The organism is Bradyrhizobium sp. 155 (assembly GCF_023101105.1).
Taxonomy (GTDB): domain Bacteria; phylum Pseudomonadota; class Alphaproteobacteria; order Rhizobiales; family Xanthobacteraceae; genus Bradyrhizobium; species Bradyrhizobium canariense_D.
The window spans coordinates 4,307,071-4,322,626 of the sequence record NZ_CP064704.1 but is presented as its reverse complement, the minus strand read 5'-3'; the positions used below and the strand labels follow the sequence as shown (position 1 = coordinate 4,322,626).

Here is a 15,556-nt window from a genome sequence, read left to right as displayed (position 1 = left end):
TCGATGACGATTGGCGGTCACGGAACTGATGGTGTCGAGCGGCGCGGATTGATGTTCGTGCTGTCCTCGCCGTCGGGCGCGGGCAAGACGACGCTGTCGCGCATGTTGATCGACCGTATGCCCGGCCTTCGAATGTCGGTGTCGGCGACCACGCGGGCGATGCGGCCGGGCGAGGTCGACGGCAGGGATTATTCGTTCGTCGACAAGGCTACCTTCGGCGCGATGGTGAAAGCCGACCAGCTGCTGGAATGGGCGACCGTGTTCGACAACAGTTACGGCACGCCGCGTGCGCCGGTCGAGGCGGCGCTGTCAGCCGGGCAGGACGTGCTGTTCGACATCGACTGGCAGGGCACGCAGCAGCTCCGAGAGAAGGCGCGCGCCGACGTCGTCAGCGTGTTCATCCTGCCGCCCTCGGCTGCCGATCTCGAGAAGCGGCTGCATTCGCGCGCGCAGGATTCCGACGAGGTGATCCGCAAGCGCATGAGCCGCGCCAGCCACGAGATGAGCCACTGGGCCGAGTACGACTACATCGTCATCAACCACGACGTTGACGAGGCCTTCGCCGAGGTGCAGTCGATCCTGAAGGCCGAACGCCTCAAGCGCGAGCGGCAGACCGGCCTCGTGGGCTTCGTGCGAGGTCTGCAAGGTCAACTTCAAGGCTAGTAGGCTGCGTCAGCCGCGGCCCGTCCTTCGCCAACCGTTCCAGCATCGTCGTGATCACGTCGATGTCGATGGCGTTCTCGACTCCCGCGTCGTCATGGCCGGCCGGCTCTTCGTCATTCACGTCGTTGGCCGCGAGCTGCGGTGCGGCCTCGATCTGGAATTCTCCGTTGAAGATATCGGCCTCGTCGAGCTCTGCGGCCTCGACGTGGACTTGGTCTTGCGCTTGCGGGGCGAGCTCGTCGATCACATCGATCTCGCGATCGATCGCGGCGAGCTGCGCGGTCTTGAGCTGGGTTGACTGCGGACGCAGGGCATCGAAATCCACCGGGCGGGGCTGCCGAGCGTGCGGCGCGCCGGCGGGCGCAGCGTTGAGCCAGGGTGCACGGCCATCGTCGTGATCGTGCGGCTCAAAATTGTCCCAGTTGACGCGGCGCTGGTCGGCGGCCTGGACGCGCATGCGTCCACCGGCGAAGCGGTAGATGACGCTGGCGAGGATGCCGGCAAGCGCCAGCGCGCCGCCGATCACGAGCAGCAGCATCTGGAGCGAGCCGGTCTGCTTGTCGGCGGTGCTGTCTGCCGCGGCCAGAGCCATCGGAGCAGGGGACTTCGCCGGCTTCGCGGTCGGCTGCGCGGCGGCCGCGACAGGTGCAGGCGACGGCTGCTCTGTGGGCGCGGCGGACGCCGTGGAGGCGTCGGGCCAGCGCCCGGCGACGGCGGGCTGCTGTGCGTTGGCGTCAGCGGAGGGGTTCGCAGCTTGCTGCGTCGGCGCCGGTCCCGCCTGTGCAGGCGTCTTCACGGCGGCGATGCTCTGCGGCGTCAGATATTCGGCGCGCGCGTCCTCGACCGAGTGCTGCTGCGGCACGGCTGAATCCGCTGCAGGCGTATCGGGCGCAGTCTGTGCGGTTTGGGTGGCCTTGCCGCCTTCGGCGCGCAGATACCAGCACTGCCGCTTGGTCGCGCGCTCGAGGCGATAATGCCAATGCTGGCCCTGCGGCGCGGCGCCCTTTGGCGAGCCAAGGCAGTCGCTCGCGGCATTTGCCGTGCTCGGTGGCGTCGATGCATTCTGCGACACGGCGGCAAGTGGCGCGCCGGCAATGATGCTGCCTACGAGGGCAGATAAGAATTTTGCGGTGCGGTTGCCCATCCTGGTCTCCCGATTACGCATGACGCAACTCGTTACCTTCCCTTTGTCGTCAAAGACTTGGGTGGCAATGAGCCGCAAATCCGGAGAGGATGTGGCCTGAATCGGGCTTGCGCGGCGTTCGTTCCCCCGCGAAACCAGACTTTTTCGCTGCTATTGCTTGGTCGAAGTCCAGGTTCCGCCGCAGCCGTCCGAGCGGCGGAAGGAACCGGAGCCGCTGCGGGCAGCGAGGCGGCCCGAGCCGGTAAAGGTCACGCCATCACCTTGACCGAACGTGCTGACCGCGCCGCTCGCGCTGACGGTACCCGTGACGCCTTGGCCTATGACCTTGCCCGAGGAGACCACGACCGCGCCGGACGTGGTGCCGCCGCAGCCGACGCTGACGACCATCCAGGCGCCGTCGAAACTCCCGCCACCGCCTCCACCACCGCGTCGCGAGGAGCTGCGCGGCTCCTCGGCGGGCTTGCTGCGACGCGCCGAGGGGGCCGGCTCGGCGGAACGATCCGACCGCGAGCCGGACAGCGATTTCTCGTCATTGCCGATCGAGCCGCCGGCGCTGCCGGACTGCGCAACGGCGGACGGTGGAGCGCCGACGGCGGACAGGAAGACGGTCAGGGCAATCGCAGGGATGATGGCGCGCATGAGTAAAAATCCAGAATGAAAAATCGTATCAGCGGCCGGAGCCGTCGGCACAGACGGAACCGATAATGCGGCAAGCTTTGCCAGCCTTGCCGCATTCGTCAAGCGCGGCATCTTTCGCGCGCTGCACGCTGTCGCGCTGGACCAGCGACCAGGATTTGTCGGAGATCGCGAACGCGCCGCAGCGGTTGCCATAGAAAGACAGCTCGATCGGACATTTGGCGCCGGCGCAATTGCCGCGCGCATCCGCCACCGCCGCGCGCCGCGAGGCGTGGTTCCAGGAGATGCCCCATTTGCTGCCGTCGGGGCCGTAGACGATCGAGCCCCATGGCTTCAGGTCCTCCATCTTGCGCATCCGCAACAGCAGGCCTTCGGTGGCTTCGCCCGTCGGCGCCATGGAAATCCGCTGCTGGAGTTTCGTGATCGCGCGGGTCAGTCCATCAGGGCTGTCAGGATCGAAATTGAGCTCGTAGAGCCGCTCGCTGAGTTCGCTCAGCAGGGCGGCATCGCGCAAGGGGACGCGGTCCGGATCGGCGCGCAGCCGATCCGCCGGCGGCGGATCGGGCTGCATCGCTGCGACCTGCGGCGGCGCGGTTTGCGTGGGGGCGACGAAATAGAAGGTGCCGTCGATCGGCGAGGACGACACCCAGGGCTGCTGCGCGCCGGACGTGGCGCGCTTCACCGCGAGGCCGACCTGGTTGAAGGTCTGGAACACGTCGAGGCCCGCGGTCCGGACCGTCGCGGCCAAGGCCTTGGTGTAGGGGCTGTGGCCGTCGCTGCCGTCCTGGGCGACGTTGCCGGGTTGGGTTGCGTAGGAGATCAGCGTGCCCTCGGGCGCGCGCATCTGCGCGAGGCCGCCATCGGAGGCGCGCAGGCCGCGTGAGCCGAAGGGGTTGTTGCGGCAGGCGTCCAGGATCACGAGGTTGAGGCGCGTGCCCGATCCCTGCATCTGGCGCAGCACGAGGTTGACATCGGTCATCTGGAAGTCGACGTCGGCCTCGCGGGTCGGATTGGCGCCGACCGGCACGAGATAGTTGGCGCCCGAGACCTGCACGCCGTGGCCGGCATAATAGAACAGCGCGACGTCGGCGCCCTGCACCTGCCGGCCAAAGCTCTGCACCGCCAGATCCATCGCGCCCTTGTCAAGATCGAGCTGGGCGCGGCCTCCGACCAGCGTAAAGCCGAGCAGGCCAAGCGTGTCCGCCATCAGGCTCGCGTCCTTGGATGGATTGTCGAGCGGCGTGATGTTCTTGTAGGCGGAGTTGCCGACCACGAGCGCGATGCGCTTCTCGGCCGATGCCGGGTGCGTTGCGACGACGAGCAGGGCTGCGACCAGCATCGCCAGCCCCGGGACGCGATTGAAAATCCTCGCGCGCATCAAAATTCCCCAAACAATATCGCCATTCTACCAGCTCGAGGCGCGGGCGAAAAGCGGTGCGACAGTGTGTACAGCGTTGGCCGGTCGCGCCGGGGAGGGCGCACGCTTGCGCGTTCCCGCGGCAGATTCTGCCCGAACCTTGCTGCCGTTCATCGCCCAACTGGAGGCCAAAGGGCGCAGGGAAGGTCGGGCGCCGGCGGCACCCGTTGGTCCGTGCGCTACAGGAATGCACACGGGGTGGACCGATAGGGTGGCCGATCGCCCGGCCTTCCCTGCGCGGATGGTTTTAACGGTGTCCTTCGTGCTCTCCCCGGGGAGCGATGCACTATTGCCCCCGTCGCCTGGCCGATCGATGATGCGCGCGCCCGGTCGGGCCGCCACATCACCGCGAGGCTTGACGCACAGACCCCGGGCGTCAGGACCACACGACTTCTCCATCCGCGGACGGTCCGGCCGAAATCATCGAGGGCTTGCGTGTGCTCACCCCCGATGACCGACAAGCCCGCTCTCCAGCGCCGTGTCGTACGCGTCGCGCGAGGACTCACGGTTGCCCGCCCTGTCGTCACGCCGCCCGCGCCGTCGCTGCCGCGTCCACCGCCACCCGGCCCGCATGTCGTGACGGTCGCGAACGCCCCTTTGGCAGGGCCAGGATGACGGGCGTATGCCACAAATCCGAAATTCGGAAAAGCGAAATATTTTTGCGCGGAGGCCTTGACGGGGGTGTTTTGCCCGACGCGTCAGCGCCGGTGGCGAACGACCCAAATCGGGCTTGGAGCCACCTGAAACGCTTGTCATCCGCTGGCAAGAACAATGTCGAAATGCGCGATCAACGCATGCCTCTCAAGGCGTGATGGCGAATTTTGCAGAGTAACGATTAACCTTTCCGGATGCGGGGCCGCATTGAGCCAGCGGTCGGTCACGTTTTCTTCTTCGCCAGCGAAATACAACTGGGTCACCAGGCAATCGAACCGCCCCTCAACGGTGAGATGAATGTGCGGCGGCCTGACCTCGCCCTCTGCTGTCGGATAGCGGCCCGGTTTGACGGTACGAAAGCTGTAGTGCCCGGCCGCATCCGTTGTGAGACGCGCGAAGCCTTTGAAATTGGGATCGAGCGGCGCCGGATTGATATCACTCGGATGACGATATTTCCCCGCCGCGTTGGCTTGCCAGATGTCAATGCGTGCATGCGGCACCGGCGCTCCCGAACGCGTGAGCACGCGTCCGCTGAGATGGATGAGCTGGCCCAGCGCCTCAGCGGTGCTGCCGCTTGGACGCGCCAGATCGGTTGCCAGATCGGGGTGCTCCGAGACCGGGTAGAACGGGCCGACAATCTGCGGCGGCGTGATCGCCAATGCTGCTGCATCGCGGCCACTCGTCTGGGCTTTGGATGGGGTCTGGCTCATCAAGGCAGCTTGATATCCGCATCCTTGACGACCTTGGCCCAGTGGGCGATGTCACTCCGGATTCCCTCACCAAATTCTGCGGCGGTGCCACCCACGGCTACGGCTCCTATCTTGTCGAGGGAAGCGCGGATCTTCGGCTCGAGAAGTACCTTGTTAATTGCCTTGTTGAGCTGCGACGTTACTTCCGCAGCCGTTCCACGCTTCGCTGCAAAGCCGATCCAATCGGCTGTCACCAGATCGGGAAAGCCTGCCTCGATCACAGTGGGAATGTCTCCCAGGGCAGCAATCCTGGTGGGGGCGGTGACGGCAAGCGCTCGCAACTTGCCGGTCGCAATGAGGTCAATAACCGGAAGCGTGGTGACAAACATGTATTGGACGTTGCCGCTGATCAGATCGGTGATTGCTTGGGAAAACTGCTGGTAGGGCACGTGGGTGGCGCGCACGCCCGCCTGCAATGCAAACATTTCGCCGATCAGGTGCGAGGGGGTGCCGAAGCCCGCGGAAGAGAAGTTGAGCTTCCCTGGCTTGCTCTTGAGCAACGCCACCAGACCGGCTAACGAGTCGACCGGCAAGGAAGGCGTTGTAACGAGCACGGTGTAGGATTTCGATATCTTGATCACCGGATCGAAATCCACATCCGCCCGTGTCTCCGCCTTCGGAAGCAGGGCCGGGGTGACCGTCATCGGAAGGCTCATGGTCAGCAGTGTATAGCCGTCCGCCGGACGACCGCTCACGTCGTTCATGGCAATGGTCTGCAGCGCACCGGGGCGATCTTCCACCACAAGTCGCCAGCCTTCATTGGCGGCGAGCTCGTCGGCGATCATGCGGCTGATGATGTCGGGCGGTGTCCCCGCGCCGGCAGGGACGACAACACGTATGAGATTGGACGGATAAGGCTGCGCGGCGACCTTGCCGGGCAGCAACAATCCCGCGAGGCTTCCGAGCAGGAAGGTGCGACGGGGTACGTGAATGTTCGACATGGCTGCTCCAATCCTTGGCGGTGGAGGGTAACGCGAATTGCAGCTTGTCCCGCGGACCTATATAAGAAAAGTTCTATTTCTCGATAGTTCTATTCCATTTCGGAAAGGGTCGCATGCTCGATGCATCCCAGATCAGCCGTCGGATCAAGCTGCGGCAACTGAACGTGTTTATCGCCGTCGTGGAATACGGGAGCATGGCGAAGGCGGCCGAGCACCTAGCAATTTCTCAGCCTGTCATATCCAAGATGATCGCAAGCCTGGAGCAAACGATCGGCCTTCCGCTTCTGGAGCGCAGCCGGCTCGGCGTTGAGCCCACGCTTTACGGCAAGGCCTTGCTCAAGCGCAGCATTGCTTTGTGCAACGATTTGCGGAGTGGCGTCGACGAGCTGCAATCGCTCGCTGATCCCGCGGTGGGTGAATTGCGCATTGGCAGCACCGAGCCCGTGATGGCCGGACTACTGCCGGCCATCATTGACCGGCTATCCCGGCAATATCCGAGGCTCGCGCTTCACATCATCGAGGGCGAACCGCCGGAGCTTCAGGATCGTCATCTGCGCAATCACGACATCGACCTCATGATAGGGCGCCTGCCGAGCCCGACACCGGCTGCCGATACTGATGTCGAAGTGCTGTTGCACGAAAGCGGTGTCGTTGTCGCAGGCTTGCACAGTCCGTGGGTGGGGCGGCGCAAGATCCGCCTCGACGAGCTGGTCAACGAGCGTTGGTGCCTGCCGCCGCGCGAAAGCTTTCCGGGCGGCTGGATTGCCAACGCATTTCACGCCTCCGGGCTGGAGGTGCCACGTGCCAGCGTAACCGTGTATTCGATCCTTATGCAGTCGGCGTTGCTCTCGTCGGAACGATTCCTGAGTTTCCTTCCGGCATCGATGTTGCACTTCAGCGCGAAGCGGCTGTCGATGAAGGTTTTACCGGTGGAAATGCCTATTCAGATGTGGCCGATCGGGATCATTGCGATGAAGGGCAGAACGCCAAACCCTGCTCAGCGGCTGCTCGTCGAGTGCGCCCGGGAGGTCGCAAAGCCGCTCGCAGGTAAGCGAAACGCGCGTCGTTCCGCTCCTGCGCGGCCATCGTCGGCTACCCCGGGGTAAGGCGCTGGCCGGGCGAGCGCAGCGAGCATTCCGGAGTGCTGCCGCGGAACGATTTCTGGAAGGCTTGTCTTCGCCGGAAATGACGCCGAGGAGATGGCGGTCCAACCGGATCACCTCGGGAAACTTATGCTTCCGGCCGTCGTTTAATTGCGGCTGAGGAGACGCCATGCCGATCAAGGACCAGATCAAAAATCTCGCCAAGAAGTTCGTTGAGGATCACCCCGACGCGGCAACGCTGCGGGCGCTCGTGCGGGCTCGGAAGCCGACAGCCATCCGTTTCCAGGACGATGGCATCGTGCCGAATAACCCGCATTTTCCCGTCTTGCTCTATCGCGGCGCGGTGAACCTGAAGACCCGGCGTTTTGCTCCAGAGGTCATCATCGACACGCTGTTCGATCGTCACGGCTGGGGCCGCTCTTGGCGCGATACGGTTTATGACTTTGTCCACTATCATTCGCAGATCCACGAAGTGGGCGTGGCACGCGGCACGGCCAGGATCGAGTGCGGCGGGATCAAGGGGCGAATCCTGAGCGTGAAGGCCGGAGATGTTCTGGTCCTTCCCGCAGGCACCGGACACCGACTGATCGAGTCCAGCCGGGACTTCCTGGTCGTCGGAGCGTATCCGCAGGAGGGGACGTATGACGAGTGCACCGACACGCGAGAGCGTCCTGACGCCAGCAAACGCGTCGCCAAGGTCCGCAAGCCGAAGACCGATCCCGTGCTGGGTGCCGGCGGCCCGTTGCTCAAATCATGGCGGATAAAGCCATCGCGATCGTGAGGCGGGGGATCGCTTTTGCTGTGCCGGTTCGAATGTCGTTCGTTGGGACGCCGCCCGTCTTTGTCAGGTCAGATAATCCGGCGTGAAATCCGCGAGCGCGCGGAGCTCGTCGGGTTGCAACAGCTCGATCTCGCTTCCCTCCCAGGCAATCAATCGGCGCCCTCTCAGCTCCTGGATGGTGCGATTGACGTGGACGATCGACAGTCCGCAGGCATCGGCGACGTGCCGCTGCGTCATCGGCATCTGGAAGCGGCCGTTCTTGACGAGGCCCACGACCTCCAGCCTTGCGGCGAGCTCGCAGATCAGATGGGCCACCTTCGGCAGTGCCGCCTGTGCGCCGAGGCGCGCGATCCATTGTCGCGAGATCGCCGCATCGATCAGCGTCTCGCGCCAGAACGCGCGGGTCAGGTGAATGGAGCCGTCGAGCAGCTGCTTGAGTTGGCTGTGTGCGACGTAGCCGACGAGGGAAGGGCCAAGACCGACGAGGTCCGCATCCATCGGCGAGACCAGCAGCGTGTGGAGGCACGGCATGTCGCCGGGAACGTGGAAGGCGAGGATCTGGCTGCGATCGCCGACGATGCGCGCCTGATAGAGGAAGCCGCTGACGACGAAAACGCAGCGAGAGGTATCTTCACCCTGGCGCAGCAGGGTCTCGCCGTCGGAGACCTGGCGCAGCGTGGACGGCAGAGCCGCGATCTGGCGGCGTTCGTCGTCGGAGAGGCCTTCAATCGCCTGGAGATGTGCGATGAACTTGGGGTGCGGCATGGAGAGGAGGAGGTGTTTCAGTCGTCACCCGGCATCGCCGGCTCGAGCAGGCATCGTGAGAGTTTCGCGATGGTCCAATCGGACACGGGAACCGCCTGGAACTCGCGGATGGCGCGCGCAAGCTCCTGATCCGACATCGGCCGCGCCGCATCCTTCAGCGTGCCTCGCTGGAAGGCAGCGCTGATACTGTCCAGGTGCTCGCCCGACTCCGATGCGAACAGGTGGCGAATGCGCTTCAGGATCGTCGTAGAGCTCATGCGAATGGCGGGCGCAGTCAGCGATCGAGGGACGGTGGGCTGCGACCAAGTAATGTCGCAGACCGGTAGCAACCTGTGCTTCCGACCCGCGTTCTAGTCCGCTGGATACGGGCCAGATGTATCATTTGATCGAACCGGCAGGATTTTTGGCGGGACCTATGGAAAAAGCGCATGACGTGCTGATCCGGAATTTGGGCGAGCACACCGCACTCGCCCAGGAGGATGTCGCCGAAATTCGCGGGCTGACCTTTGTGCAGCGCGAGTTCGCGCCGAACGAGGATTTCATCCGTCAGGGCGACGAACCCGAGCATTCGGCGCTGGTCGTCTCCGGCATGATCGCGCGCTACCATTTGCTCGACAGCGGCCGGCGGCAATACCTCGCGTTCCATCTGTCCGGCGACCTGCCGGACTCCCAGGGCTTGTTCATCGACCAGATGGACCATGGCCTCTGCGCCCTCGGGCCTGCCTCGGTGGCCTTCATCCCGCATCGCGAATTGTTCATTGCCTTCCGGCGACGACCGACCTTCGCGCTGTCGGTTTGGCGCGAGACCCTGCTCGATGCCGCGATCTTTCGCGAGGCCATCACCAACAACAGCGCCCGGCCGATGCACGCGCGCATGGCACACCTGTTCTGCGAGCTGTTCTACCGCGCCCGCGCAGCGCAGCTCGTCCGCGGCAATCGCTGCCGCCTGCCGCTCAGCCTGGCGCAGCTCGGCGAGACCTTGGGTATGGCGATCGCGACGGTGAACCGGACGCTCGCCGACCTCAGGCGGAGCGGGACCATGGACATGCACGACGGCGAGCTCATCGTCATGAAATGGCGCGAATTGCAGCGGCTCGGAGGCTTCAGTCCGACCTATCTGCACTTGAAGCGCCAATCGCCGCCGCATGCGTGAGACCTAAAGCTAACCGTCCGCGGCCGTGCGTCCCATCACCTCGTCAAAGTGCTTCTTCACCCAGTCGTTGCAGGAGCAGGCTCTGGCTTCGAGCGCCGGCGCATCTAGGATCAGGATGGCGCCGCGGCGTGTCGCGAGGATCCGCCTGGCCTTGAACATCTGGATGACGCGGCTGGCATAGCTGCGGGACACGCCGAGCATGCCGGCCAGCTGCTCATGGGTGAGGGGGATCTCGGGGCCGCCGACGTGCTCCTGCGCGGAGATGATCCACTTGGCGGCGCGCTGCTCGATCGAATGCGGGGCATTGCAGGCCGCGGTCTGGAGCAGCTGCGCGAACTGGCAGTCGGCGTAGCGAGAGAAGATTTGCAGAAGCGTGGCCGACCTCTGTTGGGCCTGCTCGAGCACGCGCGGCGGCAGCCGCAGCAGGGTGCCGCCCAGCTTCACGACGATGCGCGAATAGGCCAGCGAGGCGCTGCGGCCGGCGGCAATGCCCACCGCGCCCTCGCGCCCGACCAGCAGGCTTTCGACCTCGCGATCGTCCTCGACCGGCACGGCGAACGACACGAGCGTGGAACGGCAGGGAAAATGGACCGCCGCCACCTCGTCGCCGGCATGATAAAGGATGTGGCTCGCCTCGAGTTCGACCGGCTGGAGGTGCGGCGCGAGCAGTTCGAAATCCGGGCGGCTGAGCTGCTGGAGAAGATCGTTCTGGGGCCGACCGGTCACATGTCTTGCTCTGGCCGGGAATCGGCACCGGCCAGAACCCTACGTTTCCGTGACGGAGCCGACGGTTCCAAAGTGCACACAAGGCGTTTTTCAGCCGTTGAAAAATGGCCTCCGGCTTGCGGAATTCCAGAAAGTTTTGGCGAGGCATGGGACGAGGCAATGGCGCAGCCGAACCCAGCGGCCTTCAACATTGCGAGCTCTGTGCAGGAGTGCACACAGCAGGGCGCGGCTCCAGCGTAGCGCGCTCGTCGCGGAGCGCCGCAGCCCGTGCGCTCTGCCCGACGGACCGCCGGCCTATACCTCAACGCCGCCGGGCCGGCGGGCCCGAGGGCGGCCGGGATGTTCATCACCCGAAGTTCGTCACCCGAAGCGTGCTTCGCAATCGTGCGCGGGCCGGCCTTTTTCCGCGTGGGCGCGATAGGCATCGATCGCCCTGTTGGCGAGCATCAGTTGCCGGCGCTCGCCGGTCCTGAGCTGGGCCTCAATGGCGTCGAGCAGGACGTTCGCCGTCTCGTCCGGGGAGCCGAGCTCTCCGCTCCGCTCCAGGAAACTCCAGGCGATGAAGAATGCGTTCTCGACGGTGCAGCGAATGGACATGGCTGCCAACGCGGCGCGGCCGTTGCCGTTCCGCGGGACAGACGAATGCTTTGAATTGGCGCGCGTGCCCGCTACTTCAGCGAGCTGCCGATCGAGGTGAACTTCTTGTTCAGCGTCGCGCCGAGATTGTTGACGACGGCGATGATCGCAAGCGCAATGCCGGCGGCGATCAGGCCGTACTCGATCGCTGTGGCGCCGGACTCGTCGGCGAGGAAGCGGCGGATCGTCTGCATGGTTGCCAGAAATCCAAAAAGAGAGCTGGCGGGGACCGTATTCTGCAGAGAGCGGGTTCCCCAATTTGGAACACGGGTCTGCGTCAGTTTCTAGTTCTTGAGCACGATGCGGCCGACGACCTTGCCGGCGCGAAGCTCGTCGATCCATGTTTGGACGTCGGCCATCGGCTCCTCGCGCATCGGCGTCGGCTTGATCTTGCCGGCGCGGGCGAGCGCCATCAGCTCGTGAGCCTCGGTGAGTGTGCCGACCATGAAGCCCTCGATGGTCATGCGCTTGTAGACCCATTGCACCATCGGCAACGTGAACTGGCCCCCCATCAGGCCGGAGACCACGATCTTGCCGCCGCGCGCGGCGACGGCGACCGCGAAAGCCATGGACTTCTCGTTGCCCGCGAAGTCGACGATCTCGTCGAAGCCGCCATCGGTTTCCTTGAGGATGCGCTTGACCACGTCGGGCTCGGCCGGATCGTAGGCCACCGCCGCGCCGTTCTTCAGCGCGGTTTCGCGCGCGGCACCGCTGAGGTCGGCGACCGTGATCGGCTGCTTGAACATGGCCGCCGCGAAGGAAAGGCCCATCATGCCGACACCGCCGAGGCCGATCAGCAGGAGGTTGCGCTGGCGCGGCCGGTCGACCAGGCGCTTGAGCGCGCCGTAGGCGGTGACGCCGGAGCACATCAGCGTCGCGGCCTGGTTGACGGGCAGGGGATCGTAGTCGAGCAGATATTTCGCGTCGGGCACCAGCACGTGGGTGGCGAAGCCGCCGTCGATGGAGACGCCGAGAAAGCGCTGTCTGGCGCAGAGATTCTCGTCGCCATTGGCGCAGTCGCGACACTGGCCGCAACCGATCCACGGAAACACCGCCTTCTTGCTGCCGACGAGACCGGCGAATACCTCGGGGCCGACTTCGTCGACCACGCCCGCGATCTCGTGGCCGAGCGTGAAGGGCAGCGTCATGCCGCGCGTGGTGTCGAGCTTCTTGCCGCCGCCGAGATCGGCGTAGCCGTCCTGGATGTGCAGATCGGAGTGGCAGAGGCCGCAACGCTCGATCCGCACCAGCACCTCTCGACCTTGCGGCTTCGGCGTCTCGACGATGGTCTCGCACAGCGGCGCATCGAACTTGACGAGGGACTGCCGACGCATCAACGCCATATTTCTTCCTCCGAAATTATCTCTCTGTTTCGCTGCGTATATTGGCCAATTCACGGGCCATGGCAACAAAGCCGGAAATCGGAACGGTCTCCGCGCGCCGCGTCGCATCCACGCCGGCAGCTGCGGCGAGCCGCGCGGGATCGGCGCCGAGCGCCTTCAGGCTTTGCCGCAGCATCTTGCGGCGCTGGCCGAAGGCGGCGGCCGCGACCTGTTCGAGCAGCTTGCGATCGCAGGCGAGAGGCGTTTCGCGCGGGATCAGTCGCACAACGGAAGACGTAACCTTCGGCGGCGGCACGAAGGCGGACGGCGCGATGTCGAACAGGATCTTGGTCTCGCAGCGCCAATTGGCGAGCACGCCGAGTCGGCCGAAGGCCTCTTCGTCCTCGCGCGCCACGATGCGCTCGCCGACCTCGCGCTGGAACATCAGGACCATCATTTCGTACCAGGGCGGCCAGGGTTCGGTGGTGAGCCAGCCGACGAGGAGGTGGGTCGCGATGTTGTAGGGCAGGTTGGCGACGATTTTTGCTCTTTCGCCTGATAGCAGCGGGCGCGGGTCGAAGGTCATGGCGTCGCCATGGACGATCTCGAGTCGGCCGGGATAGCGCGCAGCAATATCCTGCAAGGCAGGGATCGCGCGCTCGTCATGCTCGATGGCGATGACGCGTCTGGCGCCGAGCGCGAGCAGGGCGCGCGTCAGCCCGCCCGGGCCGGGGCCGATCTCGATGATGGTGGAATCCTCGAGTGGAGCCGCCGCACGCGCGATGCGCGCGGTGAGATTGAGGTCGAGGAGGAAGTTCTGGCCGAGCGATTTGCGCGCCGACAAGGCGTGCTGGCGAATGACCTCGCTAAGCGGCGGGAGGTCATCGATCGTGCTCATCGGGTTTTCGCAGCCGCCATCCGGCTCGCAAGCCTCAACGCAGCGATCAGGCTTGCCGGATTGGCCTTGCCGGTGCCGGCGATGTCGAAGGCGGTGCCGTGGTCGGGCGAGGTGCGGATGAAGGGCAGTCCGAGCGTGACGTTGACCGCGTCATCGAAGGCCACAGTCTTGATCGGGATCAGCGCCTGGTCGTGGTACATGCAGACGGCGCAGTCATAGCTGTTTCGCGCGGCTTCGTGGAACATGGTGTCGGCGGGGAGCGGTCCCTTCGCCTCGATACCGTCGCCCCGCAACGTCTTGATCGCCGGCGCGATCACGGTCTGCTCCTCGTGGCCGAGCGAGCCGTCCTCGCCCGCGTGCGGATTGAGGCCGGAAATCGCGATGCGCGGATTCGCGATGTCGAAGCGGGATTTGAGTTCGGTCGCGACGATGCGCACGGTCGAGATGATCAGCTCGCTGGTGAGCTGGGCCAGTGCATCGCGCAAGGAGACGTGGATGGTCACGGGCACTACGGCGAGCCGCGGCGACCACAGCATCATCACCGGCTGCGGCGTGGGGCCGTCTTCCGCGGCGAGCTCTGCGAGGAATTCGGTATGGCCGGGATGGCGGAAGCCGGCACTATAGAGCACGCTCTTGGCAATCGGATTGGTGACAACGGCGCCGGCGCGGCCCTCGCGGACATCCGTGACCGCCTGGCGGATCGAGGCGAGCGCGGCCGGCGCGCTCGATGCGTCGGGCTTGCCGGGCGCGGCGCTCGCGGGCTCGCCGGACGCAACCACGGGCAGGGCCTCGGGGAAGGCGGCCTCGGCCTCGCCGGTGGTCACCGAAGCGATCCTGACGGCAGCGCCGAGCGCCTTGGCGCGGCGGGCGATCAGCGCCTCGTCGCCGAGCAGATAGAAGGCGGGCAGGTCCAGTTCGCGGCGCTTGAGCCAGGCTGCGATGGTGATGTCGGGGCCGATGCCGGCAGGCTCTCCCAGCGTCAGGGCGAGGGGCTTGGCAGGCTGCTTGGCCATCAGCGGTTGCGATACTCGATCATCGCCGCCTTGCGGAGCTCCTCGAGATAGGTCTTCTGGGTCTTCTCGTACTTCTCCTGATACATCTTCTCGCGGACCTCGCGCTTCTTCGGTGTGTCGATCATGGTCGGCTTGCGCGAGCACAGCACCACCATCTCGATGCCTGCCTTGGTCGTCTCGGGCGCGGTCAGGTGGCCGATCGGCGTGTCGTCGAGCACCTTACGCAGCGCCTCGGGTAATTCAGCGGTGGTCTTGGTGACGACGTCGCGGATGGTGGCGTTCGGCGTGGAGCGGAACAGCGAATTGGCTTCTTCGCAGCTTCCGACGCGCGAGCGATACTGCTCGGCTTCCTTATGCCGCGTCTCCAGGAACGCCGGCGACGAGCCCCGTGGCACGATCAGCACGATCGGCTGCATCTTGTATTCGGTGCCCTCGATCTGCAGCTTGTCGCCGGTCTGGGCCTGCACGGCCTGCGCGACGTCCTTCTCGCCGACCAGCAGCTTCTCCTTGAAGCGGCCGCGCACGAGGCTGGTCCAGACCATCTCGGCCTTCATGCGGCTCTTCAGGGTTTCGGGGCGGACGCCCTTGACCTCGAGCGACTTGGTGAGCTGGTCCGGCGAGATGCGCATGCGCTGCGCCATGCCCTCGTAGGACTGGTTGATGTCGGAGACGCCGGGGTCGACACCATATTTCTTGCCTTCCTTCATCTTCACCCGGTCGTCGATCAGCTCGTTGATGACGTCCTGGCGGGCCGGTGTCTTCTGCGTCGTCAGCTGGTCGAGCTTGGAGCGCTGCTCGATGTCGAAGTCGGTGATGGGATCGCCGTTGACCATCAAGACGATGTTCTGCGCACGCAACGGCGCGCCGGCCAGCAGCAGGGCGGCGAGGATGAGGAAGAGGCGGAAGACAGGCAATGGGATCGTCATATTTGTCGCTCGCATGTCAGCCGAGGTGA

At 65.1% G+C, this 15,556-nt stretch carries 18 protein-coding genes; 4 read left to right on the top strand and 14 right to left on the bottom strand.

Annotated features, from left to right (window positions below):
* The first annotated feature begins 3 nt into the window (after nt 1-3).
* Nucleotides 4-663: a guanylate kinase gene (gene gmk, locus IVA93_RS21160; protein ID WP_018459113.1), complete on the top strand. Its 660-nt coding sequence runs from the start codon at nt 4-6 to the stop codon at nt 661-663.
* Here the strand turns inward: gmk and IVA93_RS21155 are convergent.
* The 5 genes from IVA93_RS21155 to IVA93_RS21135 form a co-directional block, all read right to left on the bottom strand.
* On the bottom strand, nt 596-1,807 hold the full coding sequence (locus IVA93_RS21155) for a hypothetical protein (protein ID WP_018459112.1): 1,212 nt from the start codon (nt 1,805-1,807) through the stop codon (nt 596-598). The two genes, gmk and IVA93_RS21155, sit on opposite strands and share 68 nt — an antisense overlap.
* A gap of 150 nt (nt 1,808-1,957) precedes the next feature.
* A complete protein-coding gene (locus IVA93_RS21150) occupies nt 1,958-2,446 on the bottom strand; it encodes a hypothetical protein (protein ID WP_204510992.1) in 489 nt (162 codons plus the stop codon).
* Nucleotides 2,447-2,474: 28 nt separating this feature from the next.
* Nucleotides 2,475-3,821 carry a caspase family protein gene (locus IVA93_RS21145; RefSeq protein ID WP_247368749.1) on the bottom strand — a complete coding sequence of 449 codons (1,347 nt, stop codon included), beginning with the start codon at nt 3,819-3,821 and terminating at the stop codon, nt 2,475-2,477.
* 791 nt (nt 3,822-4,612) lie between these two features.
* A complete protein-coding gene (locus IVA93_RS21140) occupies nt 4,613-5,224 on the bottom strand; it encodes a dioxygenase family protein (RefSeq protein WP_026233735.1) in 612 nt (203 codons plus the stop codon).
* Nucleotides 5,224-6,204 carry a Bug family tripartite tricarboxylate transporter substrate binding protein gene (locus IVA93_RS21135; protein ID WP_085395982.1) on the bottom strand — a complete coding sequence of 327 codons (981 nt, stop codon included), beginning with the start codon at nt 6,202-6,204 and terminating at the stop codon, nt 5,224-5,226. The genes IVA93_RS21140 and IVA93_RS21135 overlap by 1 nt, the downstream gene beginning before the upstream one ends.
* 113 nt (nt 6,205-6,317) lie before the next feature.
* On the opposite strand from IVA93_RS21135, the gene IVA93_RS21130 reads away from it, so the two are divergent.
* Nucleotides 6,318-7,310, top strand: coding sequence for a LysR family transcriptional regulator (locus tag IVA93_RS21130; RefSeq protein ID WP_018459107.1), 993 nt, complete (start codon nt 6,318-6,320; stop codon nt 7,308-7,310).
* A 166-nt stretch (nt 7,311-7,476) separates the two neighbouring features.
* Entirely contained in the window at nt 7,477-8,088 is a 612-nt protein-coding gene (locus IVA93_RS21125; RefSeq protein WP_247368745.1) for a cupin, read from the top strand.
* Between the two features lie 63 nt (nt 8,089-8,151).
* Here IVA93_RS21125 and IVA93_RS21120 read toward each other — a convergent pair whose 3' ends face one another.
* Nucleotides 8,152-8,853, bottom strand: a complete 702-nt coding sequence (locus tag IVA93_RS21120) for a Crp/Fnr family transcriptional regulator (RefSeq protein WP_018459105.1) — start codon at nt 8,851-8,853, stop codon at nt 8,152-8,154.
* 17 nt (nt 8,854-8,870) lie between these two features.
* Nucleotides 8,871-9,110: a hypothetical protein gene (locus IVA93_RS21115; protein ID WP_247789219.1), complete on the bottom strand. Its 240-nt coding sequence runs from the start codon at nt 9,108-9,110 to the stop codon at nt 8,871-8,873.
* 158 nt (nt 9,111-9,268) lie between these two features.
* Between IVA93_RS21115 and IVA93_RS21110 the strand changes: the two genes are divergently transcribed.
* A complete protein-coding gene (locus IVA93_RS21110; protein ID WP_018459103.1) occupies nt 9,269-10,006 on the top strand; it encodes a Crp/Fnr family transcriptional regulator in 738 nt (245 codons plus the stop codon).
* Between the two features lie 9 nt (nt 10,007-10,015).
* Here the strand turns inward: IVA93_RS21110 and IVA93_RS21105 are convergent, their stop codons facing one another.
* The 7 genes from IVA93_RS21105 to IVA93_RS21075 form a co-directional block, all read right to left on the bottom strand.
* A complete protein-coding gene (locus IVA93_RS21105) occupies nt 10,016-10,732 on the bottom strand; it encodes a Crp/Fnr family transcriptional regulator (RefSeq protein WP_247789218.1) in 717 nt (238 codons plus the stop codon).
* Nucleotides 10,733-11,092: 360 nt separating this feature from the next.
* Nucleotides 11,093-11,329: a hypothetical protein gene (locus tag IVA93_RS21100; RefSeq protein ID WP_247368743.1), complete on the bottom strand. Its 237-nt coding sequence runs from the start codon at nt 11,327-11,329 to the stop codon at nt 11,093-11,095.
* A 71-nt stretch (nt 11,330-11,400) separates the two neighbouring features.
* Complete coding sequence (locus tag IVA93_RS21095) at nt 11,401-11,562, bottom strand: Flp family type IVb pilin (RefSeq protein WP_018459100.1); 162 nt, start codon at nt 11,560-11,562, stop codon at nt 11,401-11,403.
* Between the two features lie 90 nt (nt 11,563-11,652).
* A complete protein-coding gene (locus IVA93_RS21090) occupies nt 11,653-12,711 on the bottom strand; it encodes an alcohol dehydrogenase (protein ID WP_018459099.1) in 1,059 nt (352 codons plus the stop codon).
* A gap of 16 nt (nt 12,712-12,727) precedes the next feature.
* A complete protein-coding gene (gene rsmA / locus IVA93_RS21085; RefSeq protein ID WP_247368741.1) occupies nt 12,728-13,588 on the bottom strand; it encodes a 16S rRNA (adenine(1518)-N(6)/adenine(1519)-N(6))-dimethyltransferase RsmA in 861 nt (286 codons plus the stop codon).
* Nucleotides 13,585-14,601 carry a 4-hydroxythreonine-4-phosphate dehydrogenase PdxA gene (gene pdxA, locus IVA93_RS21080; RefSeq protein WP_247368737.1) on the bottom strand — a complete coding sequence of 339 codons (1,017 nt, stop codon included), beginning with the start codon at nt 14,599-14,601 and terminating at the stop codon, nt 13,585-13,587. Before pdxA ends, rsmA begins: the two co-directional genes overlap by 4 nt.
* Entirely contained in the window at nt 14,601-15,527 is a 927-nt protein-coding gene (locus tag IVA93_RS21075) for a peptidylprolyl isomerase family protein (protein WP_026233734.1), read from the bottom strand. Before IVA93_RS21075 ends, pdxA begins: the two co-directional genes overlap by 1 nt.
* Nucleotides 15,528-15,556 lie beyond the last annotated feature (29 nt).

Coding starts and splice junctions, on each gene's coding strand:
- IVA93_RS21145 (WP_247368749.1), bottom strand. CDS start 3,821: ATGCGCGCGAGGATTTTCAATCGCGTCCCGGGGCTGGCGATGCTGGTC.
- IVA93_RS21135 (WP_085395982.1), bottom strand. CDS start 6,204: ATGTCGAACATTCACGTACCCCGTCGCACCTTCCTGCTCGGAAGCCTC.
- gmk (WP_018459113.1), top strand. CDS start 4: ATGACGATTGGCGGTCACGGAACTGATGGTGTCGAGCGGCGCGGATTG.
- IVA93_RS21075 (WP_026233734.1), bottom strand. CDS start 15,527: ATGACGATCCCATTGCCTGTCTTCCGCCTCTTCCTCATCCTCGCCGCC.
- IVA93_RS21115 (WP_247789219.1), bottom strand. CDS start 9,110: ATGAGCTCTACGACGATCCTGAAGCGCATTCGCCACCTGTTCGCATCG.
- IVA93_RS21140 (WP_026233735.1), bottom strand. CDS start 5,224: ATGAGCCAGACCCCATCCAAAGCCCAGACGAGTGGCCGCGATGCAGCA.
- IVA93_RS21155 (WP_018459112.1), bottom strand. CDS start 1,807: ATGGGCAACCGCACCGCAAAATTCTTATCTGCCCTCGTAGGCAGCATC.
- IVA93_RS21125 (WP_247368745.1), top strand. CDS start 7,477: ATGCCGATCAAGGACCAGATCAAAAATCTCGCCAAGAAGTTCGTTGAG.
- IVA93_RS21130 (WP_018459107.1), top strand. CDS start 6,318: ATGCTCGATGCATCCCAGATCAGCCGTCGGATCAAGCTGCGGCAACTG.
- IVA93_RS21150 (WP_204510992.1), bottom strand. CDS start 2,446: ATGCGCGCCATCATCCCTGCGATTGCCCTGACCGTCTTCCTGTCCGCC.
- rsmA (WP_247368741.1), bottom strand. CDS start 13,588: ATGAGCACGATCGATGACCTCCCGCCGCTTAGCGAGGTCATTCGCCAG.
- IVA93_RS21090 (WP_018459099.1), bottom strand. CDS start 12,711: ATGGCGTTGATGCGTCGGCAGTCCCTCGTCAAGTTCGATGCGCCGCTG.
- IVA93_RS21100 (WP_247368743.1), bottom strand. CDS start 11,329: ATGTCCATTCGCTGCACCGTCGAGAACGCATTCTTCATCGCCTGGAGT.
- pdxA (WP_247368737.1), bottom strand. CDS start 14,601: ATGGCCAAGCAGCCTGCCAAGCCCCTCGCCCTGACGCTGGGAGAGCCT.
- IVA93_RS21110 (WP_018459103.1), top strand. CDS start 9,269: ATGGAAAAAGCGCATGACGTGCTGATCCGGAATTTGGGCGAGCACACC.
- IVA93_RS21095 (WP_018459100.1), bottom strand. CDS start 11,562: ATGCAGACGATCCGCCGCTTCCTCGCCGACGAGTCCGGCGCCACAGCG.
- IVA93_RS21120 (WP_018459105.1), bottom strand. CDS start 8,853: ATGCCGCACCCCAAGTTCATCGCACATCTCCAGGCGATTGAAGGCCTC.